General features: G+C 39.0%; 11 protein-coding genes. 9 read left to right on the top strand and 2 right to left on the bottom strand.

Annotated features, from left to right (window positions below; all coding sequences use genetic code 11):
* Positions 1–187: 187 nt before the first annotated feature.
* Positions 188–1,048: a mechanosensitive ion channel family protein gene (locus H5157_RS14745; RefSeq protein ID WP_002958183.1), complete on the bottom strand. Its 861-nt coding sequence runs from the start codon at positions 1,046–1,048 to the stop codon at positions 188–190.
* 196 nt (positions 1,049–1,244) lie between these two features.
* Between H5157_RS14745 and H5157_RS14740 the strand changes: the two genes are divergently transcribed.
* The 5 genes from H5157_RS14740 (at position 1,245) to H5157_RS14720 (ending at position 6,978) form a co-directional block, all read left to right on the top strand.
* Positions 1,245–1,451, top strand: a complete 207-nt coding sequence (locus tag H5157_RS14740) for a hypothetical protein (protein ID WP_058547334.1) — start codon at positions 1,245–1,247, stop codon at positions 1,449–1,451.
* Between the two features lie 214 nt (positions 1,452–1,665).
* Complete coding sequence (locus H5157_RS14735) at positions 1,666–3,801, top strand: M3 family metallopeptidase (protein ID WP_182724977.1); 2,136 nt, start codon at positions 1,666–1,668, stop codon at positions 3,799–3,801.
* A gap of 115 nt (positions 3,802–3,916) precedes the next feature.
* Positions 3,917–4,780, top strand: a complete 864-nt coding sequence (locus H5157_RS14730; protein ID WP_182724976.1) for a carboxylate/amino acid/amine transporter — start codon at positions 3,917–3,919, stop codon at positions 4,778–4,780.
* Positions 4,781–4,835: 55 nt separating this feature from the next.
* Positions 4,836–6,167: a glycerophosphodiester phosphodiesterase family protein gene (locus H5157_RS14725; RefSeq protein WP_058547331.1), complete on the top strand. Its 1,332-nt coding sequence runs from the start codon at positions 4,836–4,838 to the stop codon at positions 6,165–6,167.
* Between the two features lie 76 nt (positions 6,168–6,243).
* Complete coding sequence (locus H5157_RS14720; RefSeq protein WP_104642226.1) at positions 6,244–6,978, top strand: dienelactone hydrolase family protein; 735 nt, start codon at positions 6,244–6,246, stop codon at positions 6,976–6,978.
* A gap of 11 nt (positions 6,979–6,989) precedes the next feature.
* Here the strand turns inward: H5157_RS14720 and H5157_RS14715 are convergent, their stop codons facing one another.
* Positions 6,990–7,913, bottom strand: coding sequence for a LysR family transcriptional regulator (locus H5157_RS14715; RefSeq protein WP_182724975.1), 924 nt, complete (start codon positions 7,911–7,913; stop codon positions 6,990–6,992).
* A 157-nt stretch (positions 7,914–8,070) separates the two neighbouring features.
* Here H5157_RS14715 and H5157_RS14710 point away from each other — a divergent pair, with 157 nt between their 5' ends.
* The 4 genes from H5157_RS14710 (at position 8,071) to H5157_RS14695 (ending at position 12,585) form a co-directional block, all read left to right on the top strand.
* Positions 8,071–8,754, top strand: a complete 684-nt coding sequence (locus tag H5157_RS14710; protein WP_024597040.1) for a type 1 glutamine amidotransferase domain-containing protein — start codon at positions 8,071–8,073, stop codon at positions 8,752–8,754.
* A gap of 116 nt (positions 8,755–8,870) precedes the next feature.
* A complete protein-coding gene (locus H5157_RS14705; protein ID WP_010555361.1) occupies positions 8,871–9,452 on the top strand; it encodes a rhomboid family intramembrane serine protease in 582 nt (193 codons plus the stop codon).
* Positions 9,453–9,539: 87 nt separating this feature from the next.
* Entirely contained in the window at positions 9,540–10,385 is an 846-nt protein-coding gene (gene yghU / locus H5157_RS14700) for a glutathione-dependent disulfide-bond oxidoreductase (RefSeq protein ID WP_024597039.1), read from the top strand.
* A gap of 259 nt (positions 10,386–10,644) precedes the next feature.
* Positions 10,645–12,585, top strand: coding sequence for an EAL domain-containing protein (locus H5157_RS14695; RefSeq protein WP_182724974.1), 1,941 nt, complete (start codon positions 10,645–10,647; stop codon positions 12,583–12,585).
* The last annotated feature ends 489 nt before the right edge of the window (positions 12,586–13,074 follow it).

The following is a 13,074-nucleotide window of genomic DNA, read 5'->3' as shown; positions in this document are numbered from 1 at the left end:
TTAACTACAAGATTACGTGTTTTTATCAATATTTAGATGCAAAAACCTAATAATGAGGACATATGTCCTTTATTGAAGATCGCGAAGTGAAGTAGGAAAAATGGATTACCTTCCATATTAACCCAAAATAGAAACGTTGTGATTACTCATAAAAAAAGTCACCCGCAAGCGACTTTTTTTATTAGAACTACGACCTTTTAAAAGCAATTTCACCATCTATATGAATATCGCGCTGTGGAAACGCAATCACTACATCATGCTCTTCAAATACAGCATAAATACTAAAACGAATATCACTGCGCACTTTTCTAAGCATGGTTTCAGACTCGGCGCATACCCAAAAAATAGCATTAAATACAAGCGAGCTATCTGCAAAGTCATCAAATAACACTGATGACTTTGGATTAACCAATATTGCATCATGATCATCAAGCACTTGCTGGATAAGCTTTTTAACCAGTATAACGTCTGAACCATACGCAACGCCGACACTGACCGATGAGCGTGCATTGCCATCTATCAGCGTCCAGTTTGTTACTGTATTTTCGAGCAATTGAGAATTAGGTATAAGCATATGTACGCCGTCATTTCGGCGAATACGTGTAGAACGCGTATTAATAGTTTCAACTACGCCCTTTGCGTTACCTACCTCTAAAAAGTCACCAATGCGAATTGGGCGCTCCCACATCAATATCCAACCGCTGATAAAGTTATTAATAATATTTTGCGCACCAAAACCTACACCAATGGCTATTGCACCGGATACGAAAGCAAATGCCGTAAGCGGGATGCTGAGTACTTCAAGCGATGTAAAAATTAAAATTGCGATACTTAAAATAAAGTAAATGCGAGTAAACAAATGCACTGCATCTTGGCTTATTTTTTTAGCGAGTAATGTTTTTTTAATAAGCTTGCCAATACGTGTGACTACAAACCACATAGCAAACAATATAAGTGGCACTTGAATTACTTTTGCTACTGTAATATTCACATCGTTATAAGTGAATATTACAAAGGCTAAGTATTGATTAATTTGTTCGAGGGTCATAAGTGTTCCCAATATTTTTTTTGATTGTTATTTGTTCACTAAAAATAAGTGTGGTTCAGTTTTCGCTAAGCTTAGCACGTCATAATATAACTAAAACGCCAAGTTAATAAGTTCAATATGAATTTTATAAACAATTTATTAACTCTTTATTGCACCGAGTGCTATATAAATAGTGTACAAGCACTGGAGATCACATATGACACAACTTACTCTAAATCAAAGACTCGCTACTTTGCAGCCGCAGGTAGATTTAAAATTGTTTGAAAGCAGCCTAGATTACCGAAATAAAGTTTTGTGCTTGCTAGCCGAACAAGAGCAAACTCTAGCAACTATTAATAAAGAGTTTGGACAGCAATCTAATAGCTTTGGCTCAGAAAGAAAATTTGTTTTGGGTTATAACTAACCCCCCTCTTAAACACACAATCGTATAATTAAGTAGCTCTTACGTTTAATTTTAGAGCTACTTTTACCTACCTTAATACTAATTATTAGCTAATTTGCGTTCAAATCCCGCTTAATACCGATAAACTTTATTGTATAAACCCCCAAATTTGATAAGTTAACTAGGTTTTTCGACTCGCAAAGCCTATTTCGGCTAATCTTTTTATGGAGTTATTATGCGTAAAACCCTGATCGCCACTACTATTGCTAGTGCCCTAATCCTATCGGCTTGTTCTTCTAACGAACCTCAAGACATGGCAAAAGAGAGCGCAGCACAAGTGCAAGACATGAACGCAAACAATGTTTTATTCAAACCAAGCCCATTGCAGTACATGGCACCAGAGTTTGATAAGTTTGGTACAAAAGACTACGAAGCCGGCTTTGACGCAGGTATTGCTCAGCATACTGCACAAGTACAAGCTATTGCCAACAACCCAGCTCCTGCAACTTTTAAAAATACATTAGTTGAAATGGAAATGTCTGGCGAGCTACTAAACCGTGTATCGGCTGCATTTTATAACCTTTCTGGTTTAATTTCAGATGACGAATACCAGCGTATAAGTAAAAAAATGGCGCCGGTTTTATCTGCTCACTCTGATGACATTTACTTAAATGGTGCATTATTTAAGCGCGTACAAACAATTTACGACAACAAAGACTCGCTTAACGCTGAAGATCAACGCCTTGTAGATTTTTACTACAAGCAATTTGTAAAAGCCGGCGCAAAGTTAAATGACGCTGAAAAAGTAAAAATGCGTGAAATCAACTCGCAACTTGCAGAGCTTTCTACTGCGTTTTCTCAAAACATTTTAAAATCGTTTAAAGAAGATGTAATTGTAGTTACCGATAAATCTAAGCTTGCAGGCCTTTCTGAAGGTGAAATTGCAGGCCTTGCAGCCGCAGCTAAAAAAGCAGGCAAAGACGGCTACATGGTCACTTTAGTGAACACAACACAGCAGCCAATTTTATCAAGCCTTGAAAACCGCGAACTTCGTGAGCAAATTTTTACTGCATCAGCTAACCGTGCAGCCGAGACCAACGGTCCAATTATTATTGAAGAAACAAACTTACGTGCTCAAAAAGCAGAACTACTAGGCTTTAAAGATTGGGCATCGTATGTAATGACTTCGCGTATGGCTCAAACAACTGATAACGTATACGGCATTTTAGATGACCTAGCACCAAAAGCAGTTGAAAAAGCTAAAATTGAAGCCGCTTCAATTCAAAAAGTGATTAACGATTCGGGCGAAAGCTTTGAGCTTAAACCATGGGATTGGGCTTTTTATGCAGAAAAAGTACGTGCTGAAAAATACGACCTAGATCCTGCGCTAGTTAAGCCATACTTTGAAATGAACTCTGTAATTCACGATGGTTTATTCTTTGCGATGAATAAACTTTACGGTATTACATTTAAAGAGCGCAAAGACTTACCGGTTTATCACGAAGATGTAACAGCCTACGAAGTATTTAACGCTGACGGCAGTGCAATTGGTTTATTTTACATGGACCCATATGCACGTGAAGGTAAGCGTGGCGGTGCATGGATGAGTGCATACGTTAGCCAAAGTGGCTTAAAAGGCACTAAACCTGTAATTTACAACGCACAAAACATTCCAAAACCGGCGGCAGGCGAGCCAACGCTAATGACCTTCGATGAAGTGTCTACTATGTTCCATGAGTTTGGTCATGCGGCGCACGGTTTATTCTCAGACGTTAAATACCCAAGCCTAGCGGGTACAGCTACAGCCCGTGACTTTGTTGAGTTTCCATCACAAGCACACGAAGATTGGATGATTGAGCCTACAGTACTAGCTAACTACGCTAAGCACTACAAAACAGGTGAGCCAATTCCTAAAGCATTACTTGATAAAGTACTCGCTTCGCAAAAATTCAACCAAGGTTTTGGTACCACTGAATATTTAGCCGCTGCTTTACTTGATATGGAATGGCACTCGTTTGGTTCAGATAAAAAAATCAGCGATGTACAAAAGTTTGAAAGCGATGCGCTAAAAGCACACGGTATTGATTACTACCCTGTACCACCGCGTTATAAGTCAAACTACTTTAGCCATACTTTTGCCGGTGGTTACTCTGCGGGTTACTACGCCTACCTTTGGACTGAAGTATTTGCAGCCGATGCATTTGCGCATATGGAAAACAATGGTGGTTTAACGCGTGAAAACGGTGACAACTTTCGTAAAGAAATCCTATCTAAAGGTAATAGCCGCGACTTAATGCAAAGCTACATTGAGTTTAGAGGCCAAAAACCAACTACAGACGCATTACTTAAGCGCCGTGGTTTAGTTGAGTAAATAACTTAGTTTATTAAGCTCACTTTTTATAAAAGCCCGCTTGCGGGCTTTTATTGTTTATACCCTCACCTATAACAGATAAACTTAACTCAATATTTTTTAAAAGATGATGGTTATGCAGTACTTATTTGCAGTCACTTTGCTTTGGGCGTTTTCGTTTAGTTTAATTGGTGTGTATTTAGCAGGCCAAGTTGACGCATGGTTTAGCGTTTTAATACGTATAGCGTTGGCAACACTTATTTTTTTACCTTTTTTAAAACTCAAAAATACCCCAAAACCCGTTGCACTTAAACTTATGCTAATAGGCGCGGTGCAGCTAGGCGTAATGTACAGCTTTTACTACCATTCGTTTTTATATTTAACCGTGCCAGAAGTACTGCTATTTACAGTAATGACGCCGCTTTACATTACACTTCTAAATGATGGCTTAAACAAACACTTTAACCCCCGCTTTTTTATAGTCGCATTAATTGCCGTGCTAGGTGCTGTGGCTATTCGCTGGGAAAACTTAAATAGTAACTTCATTATGGGGTTATTACTCGTTCAAGGCGCTAACCTTAGCTTTGCGACCGGGCAAGTTACTTACAAACGCTTAATGGCAAATAATAAACTTGATGATAAAACCGTGTTTGGCTGGTTTTTTATAGGCGCGCTTATTGTAGCTACAATGTGTTATGTGTTATTTGGCAATTCAAATAAATTACCAAGCACGTTTACACAATGGGGAATACTGATTTACTTAGGCGTTGTAGCATCGGGCCTTGGTTACTTTTTATGGAATAAAGGCGCAACCAAAGTGAACGTTGGCGCATTAGCGGTAATGAATAACTTGCTGATCCCAGCAGGGATTATAGTTAATGTATTAATTTGGAATAAAGATGCTGACATTATAAGGTTATCTATTGGTGGGGCTATTATGCTGGCAGCCCTAATAATTAATCAAATAGGTACAAATAAACAGAACGTCACATCAATGTAGCTAATTTGTCATTAAATCTGGTTAGGGTTGAGGAAAATAACGTTAAGGAACAAACATGAAACATCTCACCCTAATAATGAGCTCTTTAGCACTTACGCTTCTAAGCGGTTGCGACGACGATGTAAAAGTAGTCGAAAAAGACGTTGTTGTTACCAACACCATCGTCGAAGTTGTCGAAGTGCCTACCCCTGTTATTGTTGAAGTGGCAAAAGGCGATACGCCAGACATTCAATTAGGGACTCGCGCCGATTACCTTATTAATGATATGGCACAGAGCGATTTAAAAACTAAATTAGAATCGTGTAAAGACGGCCCCTTTTATAAAACCGACTTTTCTATTGGGCATCGCGGCGCCCCTATGCAATACCCAGAGCACACTAAAGAGTCTTATACTGCTGCCGCGCGAATGGGCGCGGGTGTTATTGAGTGCGATGTTACATTTACAAGCGACAAAGAGCTAGTGTGTCGCCATTCACAATGTGATTTACACACCACTACTAATATTTTAGCCATTCCTGAGCTTGCTGCTAAATGTAGCGTCCCTTTTACACCCGCAGACTCAGCAAGTGGTATTGCCGCTTCAGCTAAATGTTGTACCAGTGATATAAGTTTAGCGGAGTTTTTAACGCTTGAAGGCAAAATGGATGGGGCTAATCCACAAGCCACTACTGTCGATGAATACATGCAAGGCACGCCCAGCTGGCGCACAGATTTATACGCCACAAGCGGTACTTTAATGACTCATAAGCAAAGTATTGAATTGTTTAAAGCGCTTGATGTAAAAATGACCCCGGAGCTTAAATCGCCGCAAGTAAGTATGCCTTTTGATGGCATGACGCAGCAGCAATATGCTCAAAAAATGCTTGATGAATACACCCAATTAGATGTACCGAGTAATCGTGTTTATCCGCAATCATTTAATCTTGATGATGTTAAATACTGGATAAATAACAACCCCGACTTTGCTAATCAAAGTGTTTATTTAGATGGGCGCGACAGCGAAGCGGGATTTGATCCAAGTAACCCAGATACGTGGCAGCCAAGTATGGAAGAACTGGTTACCGATGGCGTTAAAATTTTAGCGCCCCCTATTTGGATGATGTTAAGTATCAATAACAATAATGATATTGTGCCTTCTCAATATGCTATTAATGCAAAAGCCGCAGGCCTTGAACTTATAGCATGGAGCCTTGAGCGCTCAGGACCACTTAACGAAGGCGGTGGTTATTACTATCAATCAATAGCGGATGTAATAGATAACGATGGCGATATGATGACAGTTGTTGATGTACTGGCACAAGATGTAGGCGTTATGGCTATATTTTCTGATTGGCCAGCAACGGTAAGTTATTACGCTAGTTGTAATAAAATGCCAGCAAGCATTTAAAAAACCAGTATCAGTAGTCGTTTATTTTTTTGCGCTCAGTTACCATAACCTTATTAATTATTTAACTGAGCGCTTTATGATAGTCCAACACCATAATACCGACCTAAACACACCCACTGGTTTAATGCGAACCACCGTTTACCGCCCGCAAGCACAGGGCCAATATCCCGCTATTATTTTTTACTCAGAAATTTTTCAGCAAACAGCACCAATTGCTCGCAGCGCCGCTATTTTAGCAAGCCATGGTTTTGTGGTGTTAGTACCTGAGGTATTTCATGAGCTAAACCCTATCGGCACTGTACTTGCGTACGACGATGCAGGTAAAGATAAAGGCAATGCCGATAAGTGGGAAAAGCCACTTGAACACCACGATAGCGACACACAAGCGCTTATCGACTTTGTAAAACAGCAAGATTACTGTACAGGTACGCTTGGGGCTATGGGTGTATGTATTGGTGGGCATTTAGCTTACAGAGCCGCGTTAAACCCACACATAAAAGCCGCATTTTGCTTATACGCAACCGATATTCATAGTGATACCTTGCCTGCTCAAGCGGGAAATAACTCATTTGAACGCATGGCCGATATTCAAGGCGAAATACACTTTATTTGGGGTAAACAAGACCCACATGTGCCCAAGGAAGGCCGTAGCAAAATTTATCAACAATGTGTAGCTACGGATATTAACTACCAATGGCAAGAAGTAAACGCGCAGCATGCGTTTATGCGTGATGAGGGCGAGCGCTACGATGCCGCACTTGCAATCACTATGTATCAGCAAGCTGTTGCGTTATTTAGCCGCACGCTTTAACACAACGCTTTTTAAACGTTTTTCAGCATGCCCAACGCGGTGTGCTGTTTTACAAAATACGCTTTTAAGTAATCAATAAACAGCCTAAGTTTTTTAGAGCCTGCTGCCCCTGGCGGAAACACACCATAAAGCACTATATCTTTACTTTTATAGTCATCAAGTATTATTTCTAGCAGCCCAGCTTGTACTTTAGGCCACGCGTCATAAAGCGGAATACGGCCAAGCCCGTGCCCTGCCTCTACAAATGCAGTACGAGCCGCCGCATTGTTAGTGCTTAAGCCGCCTTGCATTGTAATCTCGTGTTTTTTGCCCTCTTTTTGAAGGGTTAATGTTTTACTGCCCAATTGATAAACGACCCATTGGTGCTCTGCTAGCTCTAAAGGCGTTTTAGGTTTACCAAAATGTGCAAAGTATTCCGGCGCGCCACAAATACAAGTGCTCATTGTAGTCAGCTTGGTTGCCTGCAAGTTGGAGTCACTCAGTGCCACGCCCCTAATTGCAAAATCAAACCCATTTTTAATAATATCAACCACATCGTCAGTAAGCTGTAAGTCTATTTGAATTTTAGGATATTGGCGCTTAAACGTATTTATTGCAGGCACAATTAACTGCATTCCCACATTTACTGGGCAACTAATTTTAAGTAAACCTTGTGGCTCGCTCTTTATATTTTCTATTTGCTGATTAGCCGCATTAGCTTGTTCGGTAATTATTCTACAACGCTCATAATAAGCAATGCCCGCTTCAGTGAGCGCCATGGTACGGGTTGAGCGATTTAGTAAAGTAACTTCAAGCTGCGTTTCTAATTTTTTTAAATGATAACTTGCAACTGCTCGCGTAAGCCCTAGCTGTTTGGCAGCAGCGGTTAAGCTGCCCTGCTCTACAATTTGTGCAAATACAACCATGCTCTTTAACTGCTCAAACGACACTTTCATAAATGCTCCGTAGTGTGTTTTAAATTCAACCTTTTTATTGTATCAATTATTAAACCAATAAAGTTAAATTTATCATCGTTGTTTAAAGCAGTGTTAGTGCATATAGTAATTGGTAAGCAAGATAAACTAATTCAAATCATCAGAAGGAATATATTCAATGTCTAAAAAAGTACTTATGGTTCTTACATCTCACGCAGAACTTGGTAACACTGGCGAAAAAACAGGTTTTTGGGTAGAAGAATTTGCAGCCCCTTATTACGCCTTCGTTGATGCAGGCGTTGAAGTAACATTAGCGTCTCCAGCTGGCGGCCAACCACCCATTGATCCGACAAGTACACTTGCCGATTTTCAAACAGATGCAACAAAACGTTACGACGCCGATAGCGCGGCGCAAACATTAATGGCAAACACTAAAGTGTTGAGTGAAGTAAAATCTAGCGATTTTGACGCTGTATTTTACCCAGGCGGCCACGGCCCATTATGGGACTTGGTTGACAACACAGATTCAATCTCTCTTATCGAAAGCTTTGTAAAAGAGCAAAAACCTGTTGCTGCGGTATGTCATGCAAGTGCTGCATTTTTAAATGTTAAAGATGCCGATGGCAATGCACTAGTAGCGGGTAAAAAAGTAACTGGTTTTACTAACTCTGAAGAAGCTGCAGTGCAACTTACCGATATCGTGCCATTTTTAGTTGAAGACGAGCTAATCAAAAAAGGTGGCGATTATCAAAAAACTGACGACTGGGGTGTATTAGCACTAGAAGACGGTTTAGTAATTACCGGCCAAAACCCAGCAAGCTCTGAACTAGCTGCAAAAAAACTATTAACTAAATTAGGTTAATAGTGAGTAATAATTAAAATTAAGCACAGCATTTTATGCTGTGCTTTTTTAATTGCTTTTCATTAGCAAATACAATTCCTATACTGGCAACTCTTAAAGTCAATTAGGGCGATTATATGGCAACCAAGCCAACCACACTGTCATTACTAACTAGTACCCGTTTCGCAATATTTAGTATTGTTGTTATTTGCTTCGTACTACAAGTGATCAATAGTCTACCTGGCATAAATCTTAATGGTTTAGGCATATATCCACGCAGTATCCAAGGATTAATTGGCATACTATGCGCACCTTTTTTACATGGTAGCTGGTGGCACTTTGCCAGTAATATGATCCCATTTGTAGTATTAAGTTGGCTAATTTGCCAGTACAGCGTAAAACGTTTTTATAACGTATTTATTTTTACCGCTCTAGTCGGTGGACTTTTAGTTTGGGCATTTGGGCGCAGTAACATACATGTTGGTTTAAGCGGTGTTATATATGGTTTATGGGGCTTTATTCTATGCTACGGCTTAGTAAGACGCTCATTAAAATCAATTATAATTGCAGTTGTAGTGGCTATACTTTATAGCGGTTTTATATGGGGTGTTTTACCTCAGCGCTATCATGTATCGTTTGAAAGCCATTTATTTGGAGCGCTAAGCGGGTTGTTTTTAGGTTATAGATTAGCAAAAGCCGATAAATTAAAAGGTCGGTAAATTAAATATTTAGGGCCTTTAATTAATTTTTTATGGCCACATTTATGAGTAAGTATTAAACATTTCCATTTAACATTGAGGTTATTTATGAGCGATCAAAACGAATACACGCCACCAAAAGTATGGACGTGGGAAAGTGAAAGTGGCGGTAAATTTGCCAGCATTAACCGCCCAATTGCAGGCGCGACTCATGACAAAACTCTACCTATTGGCGAGCACGCATTTCAGCTTTATTCTCTTGCTACGCCAAATGGCCAAAAAGCTACAATCATGTTTGAAGAGCTTTTACAGCTTGGTTGCACCGATGCAGACTATGACGCATATTTAATAAACATAGGTGATGGCGATCAGTTTGGATCTGACTTTGTTGATATTAATCCAAACTCAAAAATCCCAGCGCTAATGGATCATTCAACCACACCACCTACTCGCGTTTTTGAATCGGGTTCTATTTTACAGTATTTGGCTGAAAAATTTGATGTACTCATCCCTAAGGATTTGAAAGCTAAAACGCAGTGTCGTAACTGGCTATTTTGGCAAATGGGCTCAGCGCCATATTTAGGTGGTGGGTTTGGTCACTTTTATAGCTACGCACCAAGTAAAATGCAATACCCTATTGATCGTTTTACCATGGAAACTAAACGCCAACTTGACGTGTTAAATCGTCATTTAAGCGAAAATGAATACATGGCGGGTGATGAATACTCAATTGCCGATATTGCAATTTGGCCTTGGTATGGCTCGCTTGTTTTAGGCGACTTATATGATGCAGCTGAATTTTTAGATGTTGCCTCATACACTCATGTTGTTCGTTGGGCAAAACAAGTTGCTGATCGCCCTGCTGTAAAGCGCGGCCGCCGCGTAAATCGCACATGGGGCCCTGAAGAAGATCAAATGGCAGAGCGCCATAACGATAGTGATTTCGAAGGTTAAATCTACTAAACAGCAAGTAAAGTCGTTAACACTTTAACCTGCTTAATAATTTTAAGGCTCATAATGATTATTTATTATGAGCCTTTTTACTGTGCTAGCTTTTTTTTTTGCTTTCATAAACTATATTTATTCTTATACTCAGGATTAGAGCCTAACTAATCGATGTTTAATACGCTTTTGTTCATCTGAAATATTTGCAGTATTTCTTGAACGTTTCTCCATCGCTAGTTGGAGTGACTTTTGTATAAGGTTTTACTTAGTGCCATATAAAAATCTAAATAGTGAAGAACGCAGGGAAACCGTTAAAATTTTATACTCTAATGCCATCTCTGGCATTGCCATTTCCATTGTAGTCAGTTTTATATTAGTGTTTGCTTTTGATTTAAATAACCAGAAAATATCCTACGAAAAAAGTATTTGGCTAAGCATTATGGTTGTCTTATTAGCAGCTCGCGCTATTGATGTAATGTGGTTTTATAAAACCAAAAAGGATAGCCCGTTATTTAATGCTGACACATACTCAAAAAGATTTTCAACCGGGTGTATTTTAACTGCGCTATCGTGGTGTGGGTATGCACTTTGGTTTCATAGCACCTCATCAGCAATAGAGACGACAACCACGATTGCTATTTTATCTGCCTTTGCAGGAGGCTCTGCAAATCTGCTTTCAGGAAGTCGAGTAACCGCTGTACTCTATAGCATTATTTTACTGGCGCCCTACTCTTTTTTATTAACCTTTTCTAACGAAAACTACAACTCTGTCCTCGGTATTTTAGGCCTAGCATTTACTGCTATTATGGTGGCTTCATCGTACAAATCAGCCACATTTACACACAGCGCAATCAAGCTCAAAAACCAAAACAGAGAGCTGCTTAATGAAATGGAAAACAAGGTTGAGCAACGCACTGAAGAAATTTACCACCTGTCTAATACCGATCCACTTACAAATCTATTAAACCGAACCGCATTTTTAAAAAATGCAAACAGACAACTAGCAGACAACCCTCAAGAACCCTTTGCTTTATTATTCGTAGATTTAGATGGATTTAAACAAATAAATGATTCATTGGGTCATAAAGTAGGCGATAAAGTATTAAAAGAAATAGCACGAAGAATTAGTAATGTATGCAATCAACAGCTATTTAAATGCCGATGGGGCGGGGATGAGTTTTTAATTTTAGCAACGTATCAAAAACAAGCTGAGCTTATCGAGTTTGCAGATAAAGTACTTCAAAGCATTGGTGCCGAGCATGAAACATATAAATATCAAAAATGGGTATCTGCAACTATTGGTATTGCCATGTATCCTGAGCACGGGAGTGATTTTAATACTTTAATTCGCTCTGCTGATACTGCAATGTATCACCAAAAACGCATCGCGAAAGGCAATATCAATATTTATAACGATTCACTCAAATTAATACAAGAAAGAGAGTATCTTTTGAGTCAACGCCTAGCCAGTGCCATAGAAGAAAATAGTTTAAGGCTAGTATTTCAACCAATTGTTGATAGCAAAACCTCAAAAGTAACCTCTTTTGAATCATTATTACGCTGGCAACTAGATGGTGAAAATATTTTCCCTGATGAATTTATAGCTATTGCCGAGCAATACGGTTTAATAACCGAGTTAGGTATTTGGGTAATAGAACAGGCATGTATACAAGCAACAAAATTAAGTCACTTACAACCACAAATTGCTATAAGCGTAAACGTATCGGTTATTCAGCTACAAGATCCTGATTTTGTATCTAAGGTATTAAAAATAGTAAATCGCCACCAGGTAGAACCTAAAAACCTACACATAGAAATTACTGAGTCAGTATTTGCCGAGGATAAACTCACATTTTTGACAGCCGTTAAAGCACTACAAAAACAAGGCTTTTGTATTTCAATTGATGATTTTGGTACAGGCTACTCATCACTATCAAGCATGCTTGATATTGGTGTCGATATAGTAAAAATAGACAGAAGCTTTATTCAAAATATGGATAAAAGAGGGTTAAGTATTATTCATGCAATTGTACAAATGGCCTCTACTTTAGATTTTACTGTTGTTGCAGAAGGCGTTGAAACTATTGAGCAAGCAAACACACTCACTAAAATTGGTGTATCTCACCTACAAGGTTATTACTTTTCAAAACCGATGGAAGTAGGTTTTGTAGATGCTTATTTAAATGAGCAAAATAAGCAATGTAGTTAATAACCAAACACTTCTAAAAGCGCTTAGCTACCATATGAGTTATGCGCAACCTTTCTTATTAGGGCCTGTTTATTTTTTGAGGTTGAATTTGCAGTAGACTGTCTGGTATTTAAGCAAGGCAGAGCCTATGAAGTGTGGTTATTAACCATACATAGTTGATAACGTAGTATTAATGCCAAACATGCGCTGCCCAAAGGCTCTGCCTATGGAGATAGACTCTTTGTTACTAGATTACAAACCTCGCGCCGCGATTAAATCGTCCTTAGATTGAACAAGTTTCAATCCTTAAAGGTCAACAGCCCCTCCCTAAAACATAATCTTACAATTACTTACACCCAGTACATAGTAATTAGCGTAGGCTAAATATAATCCAACTTACATATGTATATTACGTTTAAACGAAAAAGCCCCAGCGCTGGATAGTAGGTAAAATTATGCGCTGACGCTGCTTAAATAATAAAAACTTTAATGATACAACTAAATATAAAA

Source organism: Pseudoalteromonas sp. SG43-3 (assembly GCF_014164385.1).
Lineage (GTDB): Bacteria > Pseudomonadota > Gammaproteobacteria > Enterobacterales > Alteromonadaceae > Pseudoalteromonas > Pseudoalteromonas distincta.
This window is presented reverse-complemented; position numbering and strand designations above follow the sequence as displayed.

What these genes read in the sequence shown, in the direction of transcription:
- H5157_RS14740 (WP_058547334.1), top strand. Translation starts at nt 1,245, where the DNA reads ATGACACAACTTACTCTAAATCAAAGACTCGCTACTTTGCAGCCGCAG.
- H5157_RS14725 (WP_058547331.1), top strand. Translation starts at nt 4,836, where the DNA reads ATGAAACATCTCACCCTAATAATGAGCTCTTTAGCACTTACGCTTCTA.
- H5157_RS14745 (WP_002958183.1), bottom strand. Translation starts at nt 1,048, where the DNA reads ATGACCCTCGAACAAATTAATCAATACTTAGCCTTTGTAATATTCACT.
- H5157_RS14715 (WP_182724975.1), bottom strand. Translation starts at nt 7,913, where the DNA reads ATGAAAGTGTCGTTTGAGCAGTTAAAGAGCATGGTTGTATTTGCACAA.
- H5157_RS14720 (WP_104642226.1), top strand. Translation starts at nt 6,244, where the DNA reads ATGATAGTCCAACACCATAATACCGACCTAAACACACCCACTGGTTTA.
- yghU (WP_024597039.1), top strand. Translation starts at nt 9,540, where the DNA reads ATGAGCGATCAAAACGAATACACGCCACCAAAAGTATGGACGTGGGAA.
- H5157_RS14735 (WP_182724977.1), top strand. Translation starts at nt 1,666, where the DNA reads ATGCGTAAAACCCTGATCGCCACTACTATTGCTAGTGCCCTAATCCTA.
- H5157_RS14705 (WP_010555361.1), top strand. Translation starts at nt 8,871, where the DNA reads ATGGCAACCAAGCCAACCACACTGTCATTACTAACTAGTACCCGTTTC.
- H5157_RS14710 (WP_024597040.1), top strand. Translation starts at nt 8,071, where the DNA reads ATGTCTAAAAAAGTACTTATGGTTCTTACATCTCACGCAGAACTTGGT.
- H5157_RS14730 (WP_182724976.1), top strand. Translation starts at nt 3,917, where the DNA reads ATGCAGTACTTATTTGCAGTCACTTTGCTTTGGGCGTTTTCGTTTAGT.